We start from the raw sequence: 20,315 nt of genomic DNA, 5'->3' as shown, positions 1-20,315 counted from the left end.
CCCGCGGCCTTTTGCGCATGCCGGAATGCAGGCGGCCGCCCTCCCCGGCAAGGGGTGGGCGGCCGCACGAGCCGCTCGGGCGTGGATCAGCGCGCGTTGGTCTGCTGGATGCCGGCCAGCAGCCAGCCTGCGCCGTCGGCCTTGTACAGGTTCCAGACCTCTTCGAAGTGGAAGGCCTCGGCCCCGGCCGATTCGCGCAGCATGCCGGAATAGCGCACGCTGGCCAGGTGGCCGCCAGCCACGGTCTCGATCCCCAGCAGCTCGGCATTGAGCAGCACGACTTCGGTGCGGTTGCCTTCTTCGGGACTGGGCAGGCGCGGAGTGATTTCAGCCAGCAGGTCATCGGTCAGGAATTCACGCAGGCCGTCGCGGTTGCCCGTATCCCACAGGGACTGCACATGGACGAACTGCTGCTTGGCCTGGTCCAGGAAGACAGGCACGTCGAAACCGGCCGGGATGAACCAGGACGGATCCTGGACCTGGACGGACGGCGCGGCCTCGATCACCGGGGCGCCGCTGGCCGCGGGCTCGGACGCCGGGCGCTCCGTCATGCCGAAGCCCCGATCCTGGGGTGCCGACTGGCGATAGGTATTGCCCGGCGCGGCGCCGGCCGTGGCCAGCGGGCGCTGGCCGCCCCGCAGGCGGCGCACCAGGAACATGACGGCAAAGACCACGAGGCCGATCAGCAGGGCGCTGGAGAGGAATTCCAGGAAGGCGCCGGACAGCCCCAGGCTGGACAGCAGCGCGGCAATGCCCAGGCCGGCGGCGATGCCGGCGATGGGGCCCAGCCAGCGGGACATGCCCGACTTGGCCGCTGTGCCCGCGGCCGCCGTGCCTGCCGCCGCACCGGCTGCCGGCGCCGTGGCGCGCTGGGTGGTCTGCGCGGCCGGCGGCGTCACGGCCTGGCGCTGCTTGATGACGTTGGTCGACTGGCGGCCGAAGCTCATGCCGCCGCCCATGCGGCGAGCATGCGCATCCTGGGTCACGGCCAGCAGGGACAGGGCCGCCATCAGCAACAGCGCGGCGGCAGCCCAGCGGGGTAGACGAAGGTTCATGGAGTCTCCTGGTATGGCAGGGCCGGAACGCATGCCGGCAACCTGACAGAAAGCTGAATGAACGTGAAAGTTACCACAGATCGTTCAAGCCCGCAGCGTGGAAACATCTGCTCGCAATGAGATGACCGAAGGCCGCCCACGGGCGGCCTTCGGCTGGCGCGACAAGAAGAACGCCGCGCCGGACGGCGCAGCGAAATGGATCAGCCGAGCCGGACGCCTTCGTGCAGCGCGACCACGCCGGCCGTCATGTTGAAGAACTGCACCCGGTCCAGCCCCGCTTCGCGCATCATGCCGGCCAGGGTTTCCTGGTCCGGGTGCATGCGGATGGACTCGGCCAGATAACGGTAGCTGGCCTCGTCTCCGGCCACCAGCTGGCCCATTTTCGGCAGGACGTTGAAGGAATACCAGTCGTAGGCGGGCGCCAGCGCGGGCGCCACGCGGGAAAATTCCAGCACCAGCAGCTTGCCGCCCGGTTTCAGCACACGACGCATTTCAGCCAGGGCACGATCCTTGTGCGTCATGTTGCGCAAGCCGAACGCCACCGACACCCGGTCGAAATACCGGTCGGGGAACGGCAGGCATTCGGCGTCGCAGACCGATACCGGCACCACCACGCCGCGGTCCAGCAGGCGATCGCGGCCCACGCGCAGCATGGAGTCGTTGATGTCGGTCAGCCAGACTTCGCCTTCGGGGCCGGCGCGGCGGGCAAAGGCGCGCGCCAGGTCGCCGGTGCCCCCGGCGATGTCCAGCACGCGCATGCCCGGGCGTACCTGGGCGCGGCCGATGGTGAAGGCTTTCCAGATGCGGTGCAGTCCGGCCGACATCAGGTCGTTCATCAGGTCATAGCGCGAAGCCACCGAATGGAAGACTTCGGCCACGCGGCGGGCCTTTTCCGATTCCTGGACGGTCTCGAAGCCGAAATGCGTCTGCTGACCCTGGCCGGCGCCGGGTGCGGATGTGCGGGATGTACTCATGATCCGCGTATCGTACCGCATCGGACCTCGTCGACGGCGAAAAACCCGTCACGGAATCCGCCATGTGACAGCGTCACATCAATGAAATAATGCGACCGTAAGATGACAACCGTGCCGGAACGCGTTGCCCGCGGCCGGAACGGCGAGACCCCAGCCCGGCCTCGCCGCCTTGCGAGACTTCCCCCATGCCCGCCACCATCCTGCTCATCGAAGACGAACCTGCCATCCGGGAACTGCTGTCAGTCAATCTGCAGCACGCCGGCTACAGCGTGCGCACCGCCCCGGACGCGCACCAGGCGCTGGAGCAGATCCAGCGTGTCCTGCCCGACCTGATCCTGCTCGACTGGATGCTGCCCGACCAGCCCGGCATCCGCCTGGCCCGCCAGCTGCGCAGCGATACCCGCACCCGCGACATCCCGCTGATCATGCTGACCGCCCGCAGCGCCGAGCAGGACAAGGTGGACGGACTGGAGGCCGGGGCCGACGACTACATCACCAAGCCTTTCTCTCCGCGCGAACTGCTGGCGCGCATCAAGTCCCTGCTGCGCCGGCGCGCGCCGCAACACACACCGGATCCGATCGAGGCCGGCGGACTGCGGCTGGAGCCGGATTCCCGGCGCGTGTCGGGCAACGGCCAGATCCTGCCCATGGGGCCCACCGAATTCCGCCTGCTACACTTTCTCATGACCCATGCAGAGCGCGTGTACAGCCGAGGCCAGTTGCTGGACCAGGTCTGGGGCGACCACGTCTTCGTCGAAGAGCGCACGGTCGACGTCCACATCCGTCGCCTGCGCAAGGCCTTGTCTCCCGCTGGCCTGGACGGCGTCATCCAGACCGCACGCGGGGCGGGCTACTGTTTCAGCACCACACATTCGCAATGAGCAAAACCCTCGTTTCCATCGCGCTCTGGGCGCTGGGCGGCTGGCTGCTGGGCGCCTGGCTGGGGGCCGCCACCGGCTGGGCCGTCTTCGCCCTGGGCCTGCTGCTGATGGTGCTGATCAGCGGCCTGCAGTTGTCGCGCATCGCCCGCTGGGTACGCGCCATCGACGAGCCGCCGCCGCCCTCGGTCGGCCCCTGGGACGAAATCCTGGCGCCCATCTACCGCAAGCTGAAGCAGAACCGCCTGGACCTGCAGGACCGCACGCGCAGCTTCCACCGCGCCCTGCTGGCTGCCGAGGCCCTGCCCGACGGCGCGCTGACACTGGATGCCGGGAAATCGCTGCAGTGGTGCAACCAGGCGGCGGCCGGCCACCTGGGCCTGGACCTGGACAGGGACCGCGGACACAGCATCCTGAACATCGTGCGCGCGCCGGAATTCGCCCGCTACGCCAGCCAGGACGCCTGGGACCGCCCCCTGATCCTGCACCTGGGGCACGGCAGCCAGGCCCGCACCCTGTCGCTGCACCTGGCCCCCTATGGCGTGGGCCAGTTCCTGATGGTCACGCGCGACATCACCCAGATCGAGCGGCTGGAAAACACCCGCAAGGACTTCGTCGCCAACGTATCCCACGAACTGCGCACGCCCCTGACCGTCCTGTCGGGCTTCGTCGAGACCCTGCAGGACATGCCCGGCGACGCCCTGACCGAAGAACAGCGCCGCCACTACCTGGACCTGATGGCCCAGCAGGCCCGCAACATGCAGGCCCTGGTCGCCGACCTGCTGACGCTGTCCTCGCTGGAATCGAGCCCCAACCGGGAAGGCACCCCTGTTTCGGTCACGGCCCTGGTGCGCACCGCCCTGGCCCAGGCGCAGGCTTTGTCAGGAGGACAGCATGCCTTCGACACCAATCTGGACGAGACCCTGCACATCCGCGGCCAGGACACCGAGCTGGCCTCGGCGATCGGCAACCTGCTGACCAATGCCGTCCGCTATACACCGGCGGGCGGCGCCATCACGGTCTCGTGGGAACCGACCCCGGACGGGGGCGCCGCCTACCGGGTCCGGGACACCGGCATCGGCATCGCGCCAGACGACATCCCCCGCCTGACGGAACGCTTCTTCCGGGTGGACAGGGGCCGTTCGCGCGCCACGGGCGGCACGGGACTGGGCCTGGCCATCGCCAAGCACGTTGCCATGCGCCATGAAGCCGTGCTGGACATCCGGAGCACCCCGGGGGAAGGCAGCCTCTTCAGCATCCTGTTTCCGCCGGCGCGGGTCTGCCCGCCCGACGCCCCTGCGGCACCGGCCCAGCCCCCATCGGCGTCCCGCGACGCCTGATTCGGACGGACCCGCCACGGCGGTGCGGCAACAGCAGCCGCGCGGTTACAGGAACAGGCGGTAAGCCGGATTGTCGGTTTCGTTCCAGCACGGATAGCCGAGCGTGGACAGGAATTCCTTGAAGGCCTTCTTGTCGGCGGGCGGCACCTGGATGCCCACCAGGATGCGCCCGTAGTCGTCGCCCTGGTTGCGGTAATGGAACAGGCTGATGTTCCAGTCCGGATTCATGGCCCCCAGGAACTTCATCAGGGCGCCGGGGCGCTCGGGGAATTCGAAGCGGTACAGCACTTCGTTTTCGGCCAGGCCCGAACGCCCGCCCACCATGTAGCGCAGGTGGGTCTTGGCCATTTCGTTGCTGGTCAGGTCCAGGGTGGGGAAATCCAGCTTGCGGAAATGCGCCGCCAGCTTCTCGATTTCGGATTCCGAGCGGATCTGCAGGCCGACATAGACATGCGCCAGTTCGGCATCGGAAATCCGGTAGTTGAATTCGGTGACGGCACGCTGCCCAACGGCTTCGCACAGGCGCAGGAAACTGCCCCGCTTTTCCGGCAGCGTGATGGCGAACAGGGCCTCGCGCGCCTCGCCGACGTCGGCACGCTCGGCCACGAACCGCAGGCGATCGAAATTCATGTTCGCGCCGCACGTGATGGCCACCAGGGTCTTGCCCTTCCATTTGTTCTGGGCGGCATAGCGCTTGGCCCCGGCCAGCGCCAGGGCGCCGGCCGGCTCCAGCACGCTGCGCGTATCCTGGAACACGTCCTTGATCCCCGCGCAGACGGCATCGGTGTCGACGGTGACGAAATCGTCCACGTATTCGCGCACCAGGCGGAAGGTTTCCTGGCCCACCTGCTTGACCGCGGTACCGTCGGAGAACAGCCCCACGTCGGCGAGCCGGACCCGGCGCCCGGCCTGGACGCTGCGCACCATGGCGTCGGAATCCACGGTCTGCACGCCGATGACCTTGATTTCCGGGCGCAGCTGCTTGATATAGGCAGCCACCCCCGCGATCAGCCCGCCGCCGCCGATGGCAACGAAGATCGCGTCGATGGGACCGGGGTGCTGGCGCAGGATTTCCATGCCCACGGTGCCCTGGCCGGCGATCACATCGGGATCGTCGAAGGGGTGCACGAACGTCAGGCCGTCGCGGGCCTGCAGTTCGGCGGCGTGCTCGGCCGCATCGGTGAAGCTGTCGCCGAACAGCACGACTTCGCCGCCCAGGGCGCGCACGGCGTCGATCTTGACCTGGGGCGTGGTCACGGGCATGACGATCACCGCCCGACACTTCAGGCGGCTGGCCGCCAGCGCGACCCCCTGGGCATGATTGCCGGCCGACGCGGCAATGACGCCGCGCCGCAACTCATCCTGGCTCAGGTGGGCCATCTTGTTGTAGGCGCCGCGCAGCTTGAAGCTGAACACGGGCTGGGTGTCTTCCCGCTTGAGCAGCACGGTGTTGCCGATCCGCTTCGAAATCCGGGGCGCCAGGTCCAGTGAAGTCTCGTGGGCGACGTCATAGACTTTGGACGTCAGGATGCGTTTCAGGTAATCGACGGACATGGCGCAGGCGCAATTGGACACGGAATCAAAAAGAATATCATAGGGCCGCGTCCCCCGATCCGCGCCCGGCGCAGCCCGCGCGCCGGCCAGGAGCCGATCCGCACACAGGCCGCAGGCTCGACAAACTTGGTGTCACGCCGTAAAGTTCTGTCACTCAAGACAGGCGGATTCCAGCGCCGTCCGCGCCGGACATGGATGGGAGAACCCTCTGATGACACTGCCCGCCAGGCAGGGCAGCCCCCGCAAGCCGCAGGTCCCCGACAGGATCGGACCACGGCTGCCCAGCCTGTCGCTCCTGCAACTGCTGATCCTGCTGGTCGGCATCGCAGCCATTATCCTGATCTGGATCGCCACCCTGCAGCGCGCCACCTTCGAGCGCGCCCAGGCCGTGGCCGCTGCCATGCGCTCCAATGCCAACCTGGCGATCGCACTGGAACAGCAGGTGACCCGCACCCTGAAAGAGGCCGAGCAGATTGCCGTCTTCGCCCGCCAGCAATACCTGCGCGAAGGCGCCGGCCTGGATCTGACGCGCTGGGCCCGGCACCGCATCATCCGGGACTCGGCCTTCACCATCCTCAGCATCGTCGACGAGACCGGCGCCATCGTCACCAGCACGCAAGGCCTCAGCCCCGTCAATTACGCCGACCGCGATTTCTTCACGCAGCAGCGCGACAACCCGCAAGACACCCTCTACCTGGACCACCCCGTGCTGGGCCGGATCTCGAACCAGTGGCGCATTCCCATGTCCCTGCGCATCACCAGGCCGGACGGCGGTTTCGGCGGCGTGGTGGTCCTGTCGGTGGATCCGGCCAACCTCGCCACGCTCTACGGCGGCATTCGCCCGGGTCCCTCCGACATGCTGGAAATCGCCGGGCTGGATGGCGTCCTGCGCAGCCGCCTGATCGGTGAGCACACCACCTACGGCCTGGATGCCGGCAAGCATCCCTGGAACCTGCGCCAGGCCACCCAGCCGGAAGGCTCGTTCGTGGACGACGGCAATTCCATCGACGGCATCACCCGCATCATCAGCTACCGGACGATGGACAGCTATCCGCTGATGATCACGGTCGGCACGAACTACGCCGAGGTCCTGCGGCCCGTCCGGCAGCGCCGCACCACCTACCTGATCCTGGCAGGCAGCGCCACGGCCGCCCTGCTCGCCCTCGCCGCCCTGTTCCTTTTCGTGTCGCTGCGCCAGCGCGCGGCCACCGAGGCCCTGGAAGCCAACGAGGCCCTGTTCCGCGCCACGTTCCATCAGGCGGCCATGGGCATCGCCCGCATTGCGCCCGACGGCCGCTTCCTGGAAGTCAACGAAAAGTTCTGCCGCATGCTGGGCTACGACACGCCCGAGATGCTCGAACGAACCCTGTTCGACCTGGTCGCACCGGGCGACCGGGACAAGACCCGCGCCTTCCTGAAAGGCCGGCTGACGGCGCACTTCCTGGGCCCCCCGCCCGAAATCGAGAAGCCCTACCGACGCCGCGACGGCAGCACGCTCTGGGTCTGCGAGGCCCTGAGCGTCGTGCGCGATGCGGCGGGCATGCCGGATTTCCTGGTGGCCGTCGTGCAAGACATCACGGCGCGCAAGAACCTGGAAACCCGCCTGTCGCACGATGCCCTGCACGACTCGCTGACCGGCCTGCCCAATCGCGTCATGTTCCAGGACCGCTGCGCCCGGGCCCTCGAGGCGGCGAACCGACACAACGGCCTGGCGGCCGTGCTGTACCTGGACCTGGACGGCTTCAAGGAAGTCAACGACAGCCATGGCCACACGATCGGCGACATCCTGCTGCAGCAGGTGGCCCGCCGGCTGGAGCACTGCGTTCGCGCCGATTCCGAGGACACCGTGTCCCGCTTCGGCGGCGACGAGTTCGGCATCGTCCTGTCGGGCCTGGACAGCCTCGAAGGCTGCGAACGGGTTGCCCGCACGATCCTCGAAGCCCTGTCCCAGCCCTTCGACCTGACCGATGACATCCAGGTACATGTCCACGCCAGCATCGGCGCGGCAATCCACCCCCGGCACGGCCAGGACCCGGATACCCTGGTGGCCCACGCCGACGCCGCCATGTACGCCGCCAAGCAATCCGGCAAGAACCGCTTTCGCTGGGAACCCCTGCCCACTGCGCAGACTGACCGGGCGGCTCCGACGGTACGGCCGTAGCCGGCCCGGCCGGGCTACACTCCACCACCATGGAAGCCTGGCTGCAATCCTCGATCCACACTCTGCTGGCCCTGTTCGCGCTGCCCCGGATCGGGCTGCCCGCGGTGTTCCTCGTCAGCCTGGTGTCGGCCACGCTGCTCCCGATGGGATCGGAGCCGGCCGTCTTCGCCTACGTGCAGATCGCCCCCGCCATGTTCTGGCCCGCCGTCCTGGTCGCCACCGCGGGCAACACGCTCGGAGGCGCCATCAGCTACGCCATGGGCGCTGGCGCGGAGGCCGCCTGGCACCGCTGGCGGGCCCGGCAGGCAGCCGATCACGGCGACCCGCCCACCCCGCCTTCCGGCTGCGCCCCATCCGATCCGGTCCCCGATGACGCAACGCCGTCCCGCCCGGCGGCGCCGCCGGCAAGCCACGCCTCGCCCGGCGGCCGCTGGCATGCGCTGTCCGCCCGATGGTTCCACCGCTTCGGGCCACCCACGCTGCTGCTGTCCTGGCTACCCGTCGTCGGCGACCCGCTGTGCGCCGTGGCCGGCTGGCTGCGCCTGCCCTTCTGGCCCTGCGTGTTCTATATGGCCGTCGGCAAATGCCTGCGCTACGTCGTCATGACGGCCGCCCTGCTGCACGCCTGGCCGTGGGTCAGCGGCTGGCTGTGAGCGGCGTGCCCCTTCGCCTCACGAGGCGCAAAGAACCCGCCGCAATAAGCTCATACGGAAACGCGGGTGTTTTGCCCTTAAACTAGGGGATTGCCCCTTTTCACTTCAGGGGCACCGATACCCATCGACACCTTCATGAACGCCCCTGTCGCCCGCGAACTGCTCGCATCCCCCCAGGCGCCGCGCCTGCGCGAAATCCCCTACAACTACACCTCATGGTCGGACCGCGAAATCGTCTGCCGGCTGCTGGGCGAGGAATCCTGGCGGCTGCTGTCCGAACTCCGCTCGCAGCGGCGCACGGGCCGCTCGGCCCGGATGCTGTTCGAGGTGCTGGGCGACATCTGGGTGGTGCTGCGCAACCCCTACCTGCAGGACGACCTGCTGGATGACCCGAAGCGCCGCCACCTGCTGATCGAGGCCCTGAACCACCGGCTGGCCGAGATCGACCACCGCCGCGACGACGACCACGGCCCGCGCGACGCACAGGTCCAGAAGCTGCTGGCAGCCGCAAGGACCGCCGTGGCCGACTTCGAGGCCCGGTTCGTGGAAACGGCCGAACTGCGCCATGCCGCCCTGAAGAAACTGTCCCGCCTGACCCGGCGCGACAACATCCGCTTCGACGGCCTGTCGCGCGTCTCACACGTCACCGACGCCACCGACTGGCGCGTGGAATACCCCTTCGTCGTGCTGATGCCCGACACCGAGGACGAAATCGCCGTCCTGGTGCGCGCCTGCATCCGCCTGGGCCTGACCATCATCCCGCGCGGCGGCGGCACCGGCTACACCGGCGGCGCCATCCCCCTGTCGTGGCGGTCGGTGGTCATCAACACAGAAAAGCTGGATGCCATCGGCCCGGTCGAAACCGTCGCCCTGCCGGGTGTCGGGCAGCCCGTCCACACCATCCTGACCGGCGCCGGCGTGGTGACGCGCCGCGTGGCCGAAGCGGCCGAGGCCGCCGGGCGCGTCTTCGCCGTGGACCCGACATCGGCCGACGCCTCCTGCGTGGGCGGCAACGTTGCCATGAATGCCGGGGGCAAGAAGGCCGTGCTCTGGGGCACGGCCCTGGACAACCTGGCCTGGTGGCGCATGGTGGACCCCGAGGGCAATTGGCTGGAAGTCACCCGGCTGGACCACAACCTGGGCAAGATCCACGAGGTCGACGAGGCCCGCTTCGAGCTCAAGTGGTTCGACGGCGCCCGCAAGCCCGGACAGGCGCTGCTCAAGACCGAGATCCTGACCATCGAAGGCCGGCGCTTCCGCAAGGCCGGGCTGGGCAAGGACGTCACCGACAAGTTCCTCGCCGGCCTGCCCGGCGTGCAGAAGGAAGGCTGCGACGGCCTGATCACGGCCGCGCGCTGGATCCTGCATCGCATGCCGACGCACACACGCACGGTCTGCATGGAATTCTTCGGCCAGGCGCGCCAGGCCGTGCCGTCCATCGTCGAGGTCAAGAACTACCTGGACACCCGGGGCCGCGCCCAGGGGGTGCTGCTGGCGGGCCTGGAGCACCTGGACGAGCGCTATCTGCGCGCCGTCGGCTACGCCACCAAGAGCAAGCGCGGCACGCTGCCCAAGATGGTCCTGATCGGCGACATCGTCGGCGATGACGAGCACGCCGTGGCCCTGGCGGCCAGCGAGGTCGTGCGCATCGCCAACTCGCGCCACGGCGAAGGATTCATCGCCGCCAGCCCGGAAGCCCGCAAGAAATTCTGGCTGGACCGCGCCCGCACCGCCGCCATCGCCCGCCACACGAACGCCTTCAAGATCAACGAGGACGTGGTGATCCCGCTGGCGCGCATGGGCGAATACACCGATGCCATCGAACGCATCAACATCGAGCTGTCGACCCGCAACAAACTGCGCCTGGTGGACGCGCTGGAAGCCTACCTGGACGGCGACCTGCCGATCGGCAAGGCCGAAGACCCCGACGATGCCGAGCACACGCGCGATGTCATCCTGTCCGACCGCCGCCGCGACGCCCTGGACACCCTGACCGCCGTGCGCCGCCGCTGGGCCTGGCTGCTGGATCACCTGGACGCCCCGCTGGCCGGCAGCCTGGGCACCCTGGCCGATCTGGGCCTGGGCAGCCGCATCCCCGAACTGGAAGAGCGCCTGGCGGCCCAGCCGGACGCGCGCATCATCGATCTGGTCCAGGACCACACCCTGCGGATCTCCTGGAAAACCGATATCCGCGGCGCCATGGAACGCCACTTCGCCGGCGCCGAATGCGCCGCGATCCTGGCCGGACTGCAGGCCACCCACGACCGCATCCTGAAAAGCCGGGTCTTCGTCGCCCTGCACATGCACGCGGGCGACGGCAACGTCCACACCAACATCCCCGTCAACTCCGACGACTACGAGATGCTGCGCGAGGCCAACGACGCCGTGGCCCGCATCATGGGCATCGCCCGCGACCTGGACGGCGTGATTTCGGGCGAGCACGGCATCGGCCTGACGAAATACGAATTCCTCAGCGAGGCCGAACTGGCCCCCTTCCAGGAATACAAGCGCCGCATCGACCCGGAGGGCCGCTTCAACGCCGGCAAGCTGATGCCCGGAGCCGACCTGACGCGCGCCTGGACGCCCAGCTTCAACCTGCTGGGCTACGAATCGCTGATCATGCAGCGCACCGAGATCGGCGCCATCTCCAACGCCATCAAGGACTGTCTGCGCTGCGGCAAGTGCAAGCCGGTCTGCGCCACCCACGTGCCGCGCGCCAACCTGCTCTATTCGCCACGCAACAAGATCCTGGCGACCTCGCTGCTGATCGAGGCCTTCCTGTACGAGGAACAGACCCGGCGCGGCGTCAGCATCCGCCACTGGGAGGAATTCGAGGACGTCGGCGATCACTGCACACTGTGCCACAAGTGCTTCAACCCCTGCCCGGTGGACATCGATTTCGGCGACGTATCCATGGAAATGCGCTCCCTGCTTCGCCGCATGGGGAAAAAGTCCTTCAACCCCGGCACGGCGGCTTCGATGTTCTTCCTGAACGCGAAGGATCCGCGCGTCATCAAGGCCACCCGCACCGCCATGATCGGCATGGGCTACAAGGCCCAGCGCCTGGCCCACGACTTGCTGGCGCCCGTGACGAAAAAACAGGTGGCGCAGCCACCCGCCACAGTGGGCAAGGCCCCGGTGCGCGAGCAGGTGATCCACTTCGTCAACAAGAAGATGCCCGGCGGCCTGCCCAAGCAGACCGCCCGCAAGCTGCTGGACATCGAGGACCCGCACATCATCCCGATCATCCGCGACCCGGCCGCCACCGCCCCCGACAGCGAGGCGGTGTTCTATTTCCCGGGTTGCGGATCCGAGCGCCTGTTTTCCCAGGTGGGCCTGGCGACACAGGCGATGCTGTGGCACGTGGGCGTGCAGACCGTGCTGCCCCCCGGCTACCTATGCTGCGGATATCCGCAGCGCGGCAATGGCCTGGCCGACAAGGCCGAGCAGATGGTCACGGACAACCGCGTGCTGTTCCACCGCATGGCCACGACGCTGAACTACCTGGACATCAAGACCGTGGTGGTCAGTTGCGGCACCTGCTACGACCAGCTCGAAAGCTACCAGTTCGACAAGATCTTCCCCGGTTGCCGGCTGATCGACATCCACGAATACCTGCTGGAAAAGGGCGTGGACATCGCCGGCGTGCAGGGCGTGCGCTACATCTACCACGACCCCTGCCACACGCCCATGAAGCAGCAGGATCCGATGAAGACCGTGAAGTCCCTGCTGGGCTCGGACAAGGCCATCAAGACCGACCGCTGCTGCGGCGAATCCGGCACGCTGGCGGTTTCGCGCCCGGACATCTCCACCCAGATCCGCTTCCGCAAACAGGAGGAACTGGCGAAGAACACCGCCGCCATCCGCGCCGATGGATTCCAGGGCGAAGTGAAGATGGTGACGTCCTGTCCGTCCTGCCTGCAGGGCCTGGCGCGCTACGAGCAGGACACGGGGCTGTCGGCCGACTACATCGTGGTCGAGATGGCCCGGCACCTGCTGGGCGAGAACTGGATGCCGGATTACGTGAAGGCCGCCAACGCGGGCGGCATCGAGCGGGTGCTGGTGTAACCGGGCACCGTGGCCACTTCGCCACGCGGGAGAACCACGACTGGATAACCACTTTTTCAGAGTGGGTATTGGCAAACGATCAAAATTGATCTAAATTTGTTTTTGCTCTGAATTTTCAGAAAATACTGAAATCACAAGAACAAACGAATACCATGCCGCTCTCTTCACAATCCGAGCGCTTCATCCTGCACTTCGGCGAAATGGGCAGCCGCTGGGGCGTGAACCGTACCGTCGGTCAGATCTACGCACTCCTGTTCATCGCGCCGCATCCCCTGCACGCGGACGAAATCGCCGAAACACTGAAATTCTCGCGATCCAACGTCAGCATGGGACTCAAGGAGCTGCAATCATGGCGCCTGGTCCGCCAGGCGAACCGCGTCGGCGACCGGCGCGATTACTACGAATCACTGGGCGATGTCTGGGAAATCTTCCGCGTCCTCATGGAAGAAAAACGCAGGCGGGAGATCGATCCGACCCTCAGCCTGCTGCGCGACATGCTCCTTGAGGAACCCAAAAGCGAGGACGAGGCCCAGGCCCGCCAGCGCATGCAGTCCATGCTGGAGCTGATCGAACTGTCCACCGACTGGTTCGACGAGGTCCAGCGCCTTCCGCCAGAAACCCTGCAAAACCTGATGCGGCTCGGCGCCCGGGTCCAGAAGGTGCTCGATTTCGCCGGCAAGCTTCGCAGTCCCAAACCCTCGGGGAATCCATCATGATCGACTTCGACGTCGTCAACCTGTCGCGGTTCCAGTTCGCCGCCACCGCCCTGTATCACTTCCTGTTCGTGCCGCTCACGCTGGGCCTGTCCTTCCTGCTGGCGATCATGGAAAGCGTCTACGTCATGACCGGCCGCGCAATCTGGAAGCGCATGACGATGTTCTGGGGCTCGCTGTTCGGCATCAATTTCGCGCTCGGCGTGGCTACCGGCATCGTGATGGAGTTCCAGTTCGGCATGAACTGGTCCTACTACAGCCACTACGTCGGCGACATCTTCGGTGCGCCGCTGGCCATCGAGGGCCTGATGGCCTTCTTCCTCGAAGCCACGTTCGTCGGCCTGTTCTTCTTCGGCTGGGACAGACTGTCCAAGCTCGGCCATCTCGTCGTGACCTGGCTCGTCGCGTTGGGCACGAATCTTTCCGCCCTGTGGATCCTGATCGCCAACGGCTGGATGCAGAATCCCGTCGGCGCTGTGTTCAACCCCGACACCATGCGCATGGAAATGACCGACTTCGCCGCCGTGCTGTTCAATCCGGTGGCCCAGGCCAAGTTCGTGCATACCGTCAGCGCCGGCTACACCGCGGGCGCCATGTTCGTCATGGCGATCAGCGCCTGGTACCTGCTGCGCAAGCGGCACATCGACCTGGCCAAGCGCTCGATGGTCGTGGCCGCAAGCTTCGGCCTGGCCGCGTCGCTGTCCGTGGTCGTGCTGGGCGACGAGAGCGGCTACCTGACCACCGAGCACCAGAAAATGAAGATCGCGGCCATGGAATCCATGTGGCAGACGGAGCCCCCGCCCGCCAGCTTCAATCTGATCGCCATCCCCAATCAGGCGGAACGCAAGAATGATTTCGCCCTGGAGATCCCCTACGTGATGGGTATCATCGGCACGCGCTCGCTCACAACGCCCCTGCTGGGCATCAACGAACTGGTTGCGCGGGCCGAGACGCGCGTGCGCAACGGCATCGTTGCCTACGAAACCCTGCGTCACATCCGCGCCCATCCGGACGATCAGGCCGCCCGCAAGCGTTTCGAGGAAATCTGGCCCGATCTCGGCTACGGGCTGCTGCTCAAGCGCTATACACAGGATCTCTCCAAGGCGACAGACGACCAGATCCGCCAGGCGGCATTCGACACCGTCCCGAACGTGGCACCCCTGTTCTGGACATTCCGCATCATGGTGACCGTCGGCTTTTATCTGATCCTGTTCTTCGCCACCGCCTTCCTGCTCGCTTCGCGCGGACGCCTGGACGTCAGTCCCCGGATGCTGAAGATCGCGCTCTGGAGCCTTCCCCTACCCTGGGTGGCCATCGAATGCGGCTGGCTCGTGGCCGAATACGGCCGCCAGCCCTGGGTCATCGAAGGCGTGCTGCCCACCTACTACGCGGCCTCCGGTCTGACACTCGCGGACCTGGCCATCAGTCTGGCGGTCTTCCTGGTGCTGTACACCGCACTGCTGGTCATCGGCGTGAAAGTCATGCTGCGTGCCATCCGGAAGGGCCCCGGAGATGCGAGCGACCCTCTGGATCCAGCGGCACCCGGCGTGCCCGGACGGATCCCCCTGCAGGCCTGAACGGGAGAGCACAATGGAAACCTTGATTCCTCTGGACTATGGCACGCTGCGCGTGATCTGGTGGGCCCTGCTGGGCGCCCTGCTGATCGGCTTCGCAATCATGGACGGCTTCGATCTGGGCGTGGCCGCGCTGCTGCCCCTGGTCGCTCACACCGACGCCGAGCGACGCGTGGCGCTGAACCTCGTCGGTCCGGTCTGGGAAGGCAACCAGGTCTGGCTGATCACGGCGGGCGGTGCCATCTTCGCCGCCTGGCCCCTCCTGTACGCGGCATCCTTCTCGGGCTTCTATCTCGCCATGATGCTGGCACTGCTGGCACTGATCCTGCGGCCGGTCGGCTTCAAGTACCGCAGCAAGCTCGAAAACCCGCGCTGGCGCGGCAGCTGGGACGCCGCGCTATGCTTTTCCGGAACCATCGCGGCCCTGGTGTTCGGTGTGGCCATGGGCAATGTGATCCTGGGCGTGCCTTCGGGATTCGACCCGGACACCATGCGCCCCGTCTACTCGGGCCACTTCTTCCAGTTGTTCACACCCTTCGCCCTGCTGGCGGGCGTCCTGAGCGTCACGCTGGTGGCCATGCATGGCGCCGCGCTGCTGGCCTGGCGCACGGAAGACAGGGTGGCCGCCCGGGCGCGTCGCTGGGGAGCGAGGGCGGCCCTGCTGTCGCTCGCGCTGTTCCTGATCGGGGGCTTCTGGGTGGCGTACGGCATCCAGGGCCATGCCATCACCAGCCTCGTCGACCCCGGCGCCCCCTCCAACCCGCTGACCAAGAGCGTCGCGCTGCAGACCGGCGGCTGGCTGCGCAATTTCACGATCTGGCCCGCGATGTGGCTCGCTCCGGCCGCCGGCGCGTGCGGGGCACTGCTCACGGCCATCCTGCTGTCCATCGGCCGCGCCGGCCTCCTGTCGTTCCTGGCTTCATCCGCCTCGTTCGCCGGCGTGATCCTGACCGCGGGCTTCGCGCTGTTTCCCTTCATCCTGCCCTCATCGAGCCAGCCTGCGGCGGGGCTGACCGTCTGGGACGCGTCATCCAGCCATCTGACCCTGTGGATCATGCTGCTCGCGACCCTGATCCTGCTGCCCATCGTCACCGCCTATACCGCCTGGGTCTACCGCGTCATGCGGGGCAAGGTCACGGCGGAATCGATCGACACCGCCCCCCACGCTTATTGAGGAACCGGACATGTGGTATTTTTCTTGGATCCTGGGTCTGGGCCTGGCCTGCGCGTTCGGCATCCTGAATGCAATGTGGTTCGAACTGCGCGAGGGCCATGCGCACGCGCCGCCCATGCCGCCCCCGGACACCGAGTGAACGATCGCTCCAGCCTGGAATACGATCCGGCCATCGTCCAGCCCGCAACGCCGGACCAGGCCCGATGGCTGCGGGATCTGGCGCGCCAGGCCCGGGTGCCACTGGCCCTGGCAGCGGCGGCCCCTCTGCTGGCCGGATGCCTGCTGGTCATCCAGTCCTGGCTGCTGGCGCACACCCTGGAAGCCGGATTCATCCAAAGGGTCGGCCGCGACGCCCTGCTGCAGCCGCTCGCCGGGATCGCCGCGCTGATCCTGGCCCGCGCGGCCCTGGCCTGGATGGCGGAACGGGCGGGCGCCCTTGCCGCCGAACGCATCAAACGCGCCGTCCGCCAGATGCTGATGCGCACGCTGCTGGCGGCCGGTCCCGCATGGACTCGGCGCCAGGCATCCGGCGAACTGGCGGGCGCGGTCGTTGAACAGACCGAAGCCCTGGACGGCTATTTTTCCCATTATCTGCCTTCCATGGCGGCCGCCCTTGTGCTGCCGATCGCATTTTCCCTCGTCGTCCTGCCCGTCGACCTCGTCGCCGGCCTCCTGCTGCTGGCGACCGCCCCGCTGATTCCGCTTTTCATGGCCCTGGTCGGCTGGGGCGCCGAGGCGGCCAGCCGGCGCCACCTGCGGACGTTCGCCCGCCTGTCGGGTTTCTTCGCCGACCGGCTGCGCGGCCTGTCCACCCTGAAATTGCACGGCCGGGCGCAGGCCGAATCGGAAACGGTCGCCCAGGCCAGCGATACGCTGCGCGACCGCACCCTGGCCGTCCTGCGCATCGCGTTCCTGTCCTCCGCCGTGCTGGAGTTCTTCGCCGCCCTGGGCGTGGCGGGTGTCGCCGTCTACATCGGCCTGAGCTACCTGGGCTACCTGGATCTGCGCACCCAGCCCCTGACGCTCCAGGCGGGATTCTTCTGCTTGCTGATGGCGCCGGAAGTCTACGCGCCCCTGCGCCAGTTCGCCGCCCACTATCACGACCGCGCGGCCGCGCGGGCCGCCGCCGTGCAGATCGAAGCGACCTTTGGCGCCCTGCCTCCCCTCGGCGCCGCGATGCCGCAACCGCCCGACGCCAGCCGGGACACGGATACCGAAGCCCCGCGCGGGGCCCCGCAGGCATCGGGCCTGGCCGTGCAGGCGGGCCCATTGCGGCTGATTCTGCCGGAACGATCCAGGCCCGTCCTGGATGGGCTTTCCTTGTCGATCCAGCCGGGCGAGCACGTCGCCTTGCTGGGTGGCAGCGGTGTCGGCAAGACAACCCTGCTCGAAGTCCTGGCGCGGCTCCAGACCGCCGAAGGCCCCCTGAGACTCGATGGACGCCCGCTGGCCGAATGGCCGGAATCCAGGCTGCGCGAACGGGTCATCCTGATCGGCCAGCGCCCCTGTCTGCTCCAGGGCTCGATCGCAGACAACATCCGTCTCGGACGCCCCGAGGCAAGCGCCGCGGAGATCTCCCGCGCCGCGCAACGGGCCTGCGTGACCGAGTTTTCCCAACACATGCCTCACGGTCTGGACAGCCAGCTCGACCCGCGCGGACACGGCCTGTCTGGTGGGCAGGCGCAGCGCGTCGCCCTGGCTCGGCTGTACCTGCGCGCCCCCGGCCTGATCCTGCTCGACGAGCCCACCGCCCATCTGGACGAAGCCACGCGCAATGCCGTACTGGATGGGCTCCTGGATTTCGCGCGCGGCCGCACCCTGCTGCTCGTCACCCACTCCGTCGAGGTGGCGCGCCGGCTGCCGCGCCGCCTCCGGCTGGAGAACGGCCGCATCGGGGCGGCAACATGACAGCACCACACAACCCCGGCAGCCTGCCCACGGATGCGCAACAGGGCGACCGCCCGATGGGCCGAGGGCGCCTGCTGGCACAGATCTACCGGCGTCATTGGCCAAGCCTGGCCGCCACCGTGGCCCTGGCCCTGCTGACGGCGCTGGCCGGCGCGGGCCTGCTGGGCGTCGCCGGCTGGTTCCTGACCGGCGCGGCCCTGGCCGGAGCCGCCTCGGCGAGCGCGGCCCAGGCCTTCAACCTGTTCGCACCCTCGGCGCTGGTGCGCGGGTTCTCGTTCATCCGCATCGGCGCCCGCTACGCGGAACGCCTGGCCGGTCACACGGCGACCCTGCACCTGCTCGCGGAACTGCGCAGCACGCTTTTCCGAGCGCTGGCCCGGTTGTCGCCCCGTCAATTGGCCCGTTATCGCTCGGGCGACCTGGTGGCGCGCCTGACATCGGATGTCGATGCGCTCGATACCCTGTTCCTGACTCTGATGGCGCCGCTGCTGAGCGCCCTGCTGGCCGGCCTGGCCATGACGGCCATCCTGGCCTGGCAGTTGCCGGCAGCCGCCGGCGCCGTCGCCGCGGTTTTTCTTGCGGCCTGTCTGCTGGTCCCGGCCATCCTGCTTCACCAGGCCAAGGCGCCCGGCCAGGCCATCCAGGACAGCGCCGCCCAATTGCGCGCAGCAGTCCAGGAAGCGGCCGAAGGCCATGCGGACATCCTGTCCCTGGCGCTTTCGGGACACATCCTGGGGCATTTCGATCAAGCCTGCGGCCGCGCCGCCCGCGCCCGCAATGCCCAGGCCAGCCTGAGCGCCGGTGGCCAGGGCCTGATCCAGGCCGCCACCGGCATCGCCCTGCTGACGATCCTGTGGACCGGCCTGGATGCCGTCGGCCGCGGCCAGTTGGCCCCGCCCGTGATGGCCGGCCTGATGCTGGGGGCCCTGGGCCTGTTCGAGACCATCGGCCCCGTCATGCGCGGCGCGACCCGCATGGGTGCCGCGCTGGCCGCCCTGGTGCGCATCGAAGCCATTACATCGGTGGAAACCGACCTGCGCGATCCCCCTGCGCCCCGGATGCCGCCAGCCGGGAGCGCCTTGCAGGTCCGGGAGCTGCGTTACGCCTATCCGGAGGCTCCGGACAGCCCGGTCCTGGACGGTCTCGACCTCGACCTCCCGCCCGGCAGCCGCACCGCGCTGACGGGGGCCAGCGGCGCGGGCAAATCCACACTGCTGCATCTGTTGCTGCGCCTGGACGATCCCCAGGCGGGCCACATCTTCTATGGCGGCATCGACCTGCGCGCATGCGCCCAGGCCACGCTGCATGCGCGCATGGCGCTGCTGGCGCAGGATGCGCCGCTGTTCCTCGGCACGATACGGACCAACCTGCTGATCGGCGACCCGCAGGCCGATGACGCGTCGTTGTGGCACGCCCTCGACGCCGCGCGTCTGGGCGCCTTCGTCCGCAGCCTGCCGCACGGCCTGGATACCTGGATCGGAGAAACGGGGGCCTGCCTTTCCGTCGGCCAGGCACGCAGGCTGGCCCTGGCACGGATCCTGTTGTCACCCGCGGAAATCTTGCTGCTCGACGAGCCAACCGCGGGTCTGGACGCCGACACGGAGGCGGAGTTCCTGGCCGACCTGCCTCGGGCGACCCGGGGCCGCACCGTCGTGCTGGCCACGCATGCGCCCCTGCCTCCCGGGGTCGCGGATCAGACTATGGCTCTGGATGCTCCGGACCCGTCTCGAATTCGCAGACCGTATACACCGGCAGGCCCGAATCCCGGACGGCCTTCGAGCCGCCCAGGTCGGGCAGGTCGATGATGGCGGCGGCCTCGGCCACGTTGGCCCCCAGGCGCTGCAACAGGCGGGACGCCGCCAGCATCGTGCCGCCGGTGGCGATCAGGTCATCGATCAGCAGCACGCGCTGGCCGGGCCGCACCGAATCCGTGTGCATCTCCACCGCGGCATTGCCGTATTCCAGGGCGTATTCCTCGGCCACCGTGCGAAACGGCAGTTTGCCCTGCTTGCGCACGGGGACGAAGCCCAGATTCAGCTCATAGGCCAGGACCGAACCCACGATGAAGCCGCGCGCATCGATGCCTGCCACCAGATCCAGGCGCTGGCGCATGTAGCGGTAGACGAACAGGTCGATCAGCACCCGGAACGAGCGCGGATCCTGCAGCACCGGCGTGATGTCCCGGAACTGCACGCCGGGTTTCGGCCAATCGGGCACGGTGCGGATCGTATCGCGGATGTACTGGGCCGGATCGGTTTGCATG

The 20,315-nt window shown here is 67.9% G+C and carries 15 protein-coding genes; 11 read left to right on the top strand and 4 right to left on the bottom strand.

Annotated features, from left to right (window positions below; genetic code table 11):
- Window positions 1-86: 86 nt before the first annotated feature.
- Both ABD022_RS11735 and ubiE read right to left on the bottom strand, forming a co-directional pair.
- A complete protein-coding gene (locus ABD022_RS11735; RefSeq protein WP_325124546.1) occupies window positions 87-1,055 on the bottom strand; it encodes a Tim44 domain-containing protein in 969 nt (322 codons plus the stop codon).
- Between the two features lie 200 nt (window positions 1,056-1,255).
- Window positions 1,256-2,029, bottom strand: coding sequence for a bifunctional demethylmenaquinone methyltransferase/2-methoxy-6-polyprenyl-1,4-benzoquinol methylase UbiE (gene ubiE / locus ABD022_RS11730; RefSeq protein ID WP_325124545.1), 774 nt, complete (start codon window positions 2,027-2,029; stop codon window positions 1,256-1,258).
- 185 nt (window positions 2,030-2,214) lie between these two features.
- On the opposite strand from ubiE, the gene phoB reads away from it, so the two are divergent.
- On the top strand, window positions 2,215-2,910 hold the full coding sequence (phoB, locus tag ABD022_RS11725; protein ID WP_325124544.1) for a phosphate regulon transcriptional regulator PhoB: 696 nt from the start codon (window positions 2,215-2,217) through the stop codon (window positions 2,908-2,910).
- Complete coding sequence (gene phoR, locus ABD022_RS11720; RefSeq protein ID WP_343821421.1) at window positions 2,907-4,247, top strand: phosphate regulon sensor histidine kinase PhoR; 1,341 nt, start codon at window positions 2,907-2,909, stop codon at window positions 4,245-4,247. Before phoB ends, phoR begins: the two co-directional genes overlap by 4 nt.
- Before the next feature lie 45 nt (window positions 4,248-4,292).
- Here the strand turns inward: phoR and ilvA are convergent, their stop codons facing one another.
- Window positions 4,293-5,801, bottom strand: a complete 1,509-nt coding sequence (ilvA, locus tag ABD022_RS11715) for a threonine ammonia-lyase, biosynthetic (RefSeq protein ID WP_325124596.1) — start codon at window positions 5,799-5,801, stop codon at window positions 4,293-4,295.
- A gap of 211 nt (window positions 5,802-6,012) precedes the next feature.
- Here ilvA and ABD022_RS11710 point away from each other — a divergent pair, with 211 nt between their 5' ends.
- The 9 genes from ABD022_RS11710 to cydC all read left to right on the top strand — a co-directional run bounded on the left by ABD022_RS11710 (window position 6,013) and on the right by cydC (window position 19,857).
- Window positions 6,013-7,962 (top strand): sensor domain-containing diguanylate cyclase, encoded by a 1,950-nt coding sequence (locus ABD022_RS11710; RefSeq protein WP_325124542.1) that lies wholly within the window; start codon window positions 6,013-6,015, stop codon window positions 7,960-7,962.
- Between the two features lie 29 nt (window positions 7,963-7,991).
- Entirely contained in the window at window positions 7,992-8,615 is a 624-nt protein-coding gene (locus ABD022_RS11705) for a YqaA family protein (RefSeq protein WP_325124541.1), read from the top strand.
- Between the two features lie 135 nt (window positions 8,616-8,750).
- Entirely contained in the window at window positions 8,751-12,683 is a 3,933-nt protein-coding gene (locus tag ABD022_RS11700) for a DUF3683 domain-containing protein (protein ID WP_343821419.1), read from the top strand.
- Between the two features lie 152 nt (window positions 12,684-12,835).
- On the top strand, window positions 12,836-13,399 hold the full coding sequence (locus tag ABD022_RS11695) for a GbsR/MarR family transcriptional regulator (RefSeq protein ID WP_269356753.1): 564 nt from the start codon (window positions 12,836-12,838) through the stop codon (window positions 13,397-13,399).
- On the top strand, window positions 13,396-14,973 hold the full coding sequence (locus ABD022_RS11690) for a cytochrome ubiquinol oxidase subunit I (RefSeq protein ID WP_325125984.1): 1,578 nt from the start codon (window positions 13,396-13,398) through the stop codon (window positions 14,971-14,973). The genes ABD022_RS11695 and ABD022_RS11690 overlap by 4 nt, the downstream gene beginning before the upstream one ends.
- Window positions 14,974-14,986: 13 nt before the next feature.
- Window positions 14,987-16,144: a cytochrome d ubiquinol oxidase subunit II gene (cydB, locus tag ABD022_RS11685; RefSeq protein ID WP_269356750.1), complete on the top strand. Its 1,158-nt coding sequence runs from the start codon at window positions 14,987-14,989 to the stop codon at window positions 16,142-16,144.
- Between the two features lie 10 nt (window positions 16,145-16,154).
- Window positions 16,155-16,283: a cytochrome bd-I oxidase subunit CydX gene (gene cydX, locus ABD022_RS11680; protein ID WP_269356748.1), complete on the top strand. Its 129-nt coding sequence runs from the start codon at window positions 16,155-16,157 to the stop codon at window positions 16,281-16,283.
- A complete protein-coding gene (gene cydD, locus ABD022_RS11675) occupies window positions 16,280-18,052 on the top strand; it encodes a thiol reductant ABC exporter subunit CydD (protein WP_343821416.1) in 1,773 nt (590 codons plus the stop codon). Before cydX ends, cydD begins: the two co-directional genes overlap by 4 nt.
- 56 nt (window positions 18,053-18,108) lie before the next feature.
- On the top strand, window positions 18,109-19,857 hold the full coding sequence (gene cydC / locus ABD022_RS11670) for a thiol reductant ABC exporter subunit CydC (protein ID WP_343821792.1): 1,749 nt from the start codon (window positions 18,109-18,111) through the stop codon (window positions 19,855-19,857).
- Here cydC and ABD022_RS11665 read toward each other — a convergent pair.
- Complete coding sequence (locus ABD022_RS11665) at window positions 19,751-20,314, bottom strand: adenine phosphoribosyltransferase (RefSeq protein WP_269356744.1); 564 nt, start codon at window positions 20,312-20,314, stop codon at window positions 19,751-19,753. The genes cydC and ABD022_RS11665 overlap by 107 nt on opposite strands.
- Between the last annotated feature and the right edge of the window lies 1 nt (window position 20,315).

It is taken from the genome of Castellaniella daejeonensis, from assembly GCF_039523555.1.
Lineage (GTDB): Bacteria > Pseudomonadota > Gammaproteobacteria > Burkholderiales > Burkholderiaceae_B > Castellaniella > Castellaniella daejeonensis.
The sequence above is the reverse complement of the archived record's forward strand: the minus strand, read 5'-3'. Positions and strand labels throughout refer to the sequence as shown.

Bases quoted from the DNA above. Each gene is read 5' to 3' on its own strand.
- ABD022_RS11735 (WP_325124546.1), bottom strand. From the start codon at position 1,055: ATGAACCTTCGTCTACCCCGCTGGGCTGCCGCCGCGCTGTTGCTGATG.
- ubiE (WP_325124545.1), bottom strand. From the start codon at position 2,029: ATGAGTACATCCCGCACATCCGCACCCGGCGCCGGCCAGGGTCAGCAG.
- phoB (WP_325124544.1), top strand. From the start codon at position 2,215: ATGCCCGCCACCATCCTGCTCATCGAAGACGAACCTGCCATCCGGGAA.
- phoR (WP_343821421.1), top strand. From the start codon at position 2,907: ATGAGCAAAACCCTCGTTTCCATCGCGCTCTGGGCGCTGGGCGGCTGG.
- ilvA (WP_325124596.1), bottom strand. From the start codon at position 5,801: ATGTCCGTCGATTACCTGAAACGCATCCTGACGTCCAAAGTCTATGAC.
- ABD022_RS11710 (WP_325124542.1), top strand. From the start codon at position 6,013: ATGACACTGCCCGCCAGGCAGGGCAGCCCCCGCAAGCCGCAGGTCCCC.
- ABD022_RS11705 (WP_325124541.1), top strand. From the start codon at position 7,992: ATGGAAGCCTGGCTGCAATCCTCGATCCACACTCTGCTGGCCCTGTTC.
- ABD022_RS11700 (WP_343821419.1), top strand. From the start codon at position 8,751: ATGAACGCCCCTGTCGCCCGCGAACTGCTCGCATCCCCCCAGGCGCCG.
- ABD022_RS11695 (WP_269356753.1), top strand. From the start codon at position 12,836: ATGCCGCTCTCTTCACAATCCGAGCGCTTCATCCTGCACTTCGGCGAA.
- ABD022_RS11690 (WP_325125984.1), top strand. From the start codon at position 13,396: ATGATCGACTTCGACGTCGTCAACCTGTCGCGGTTCCAGTTCGCCGCC.
- cydB (WP_269356750.1), top strand. From the start codon at position 14,987: ATGGAAACCTTGATTCCTCTGGACTATGGCACGCTGCGCGTGATCTGG.
- cydX (WP_269356748.1), top strand. From the start codon at position 16,155: ATGTGGTATTTTTCTTGGATCCTGGGTCTGGGCCTGGCCTGCGCGTTC.
- cydC (WP_343821792.1), top strand. From the start codon at position 18,109: ATGGGCCGAGGGCGCCTGCTGGCACAGATCTACCGGCGTCATTGGCCA.
- ABD022_RS11665 (WP_269356744.1), bottom strand. From the start codon at position 20,314: ATGCAAACCGATCCGGCCCAGTACATCCGCGATACGATCCGCACCGTG.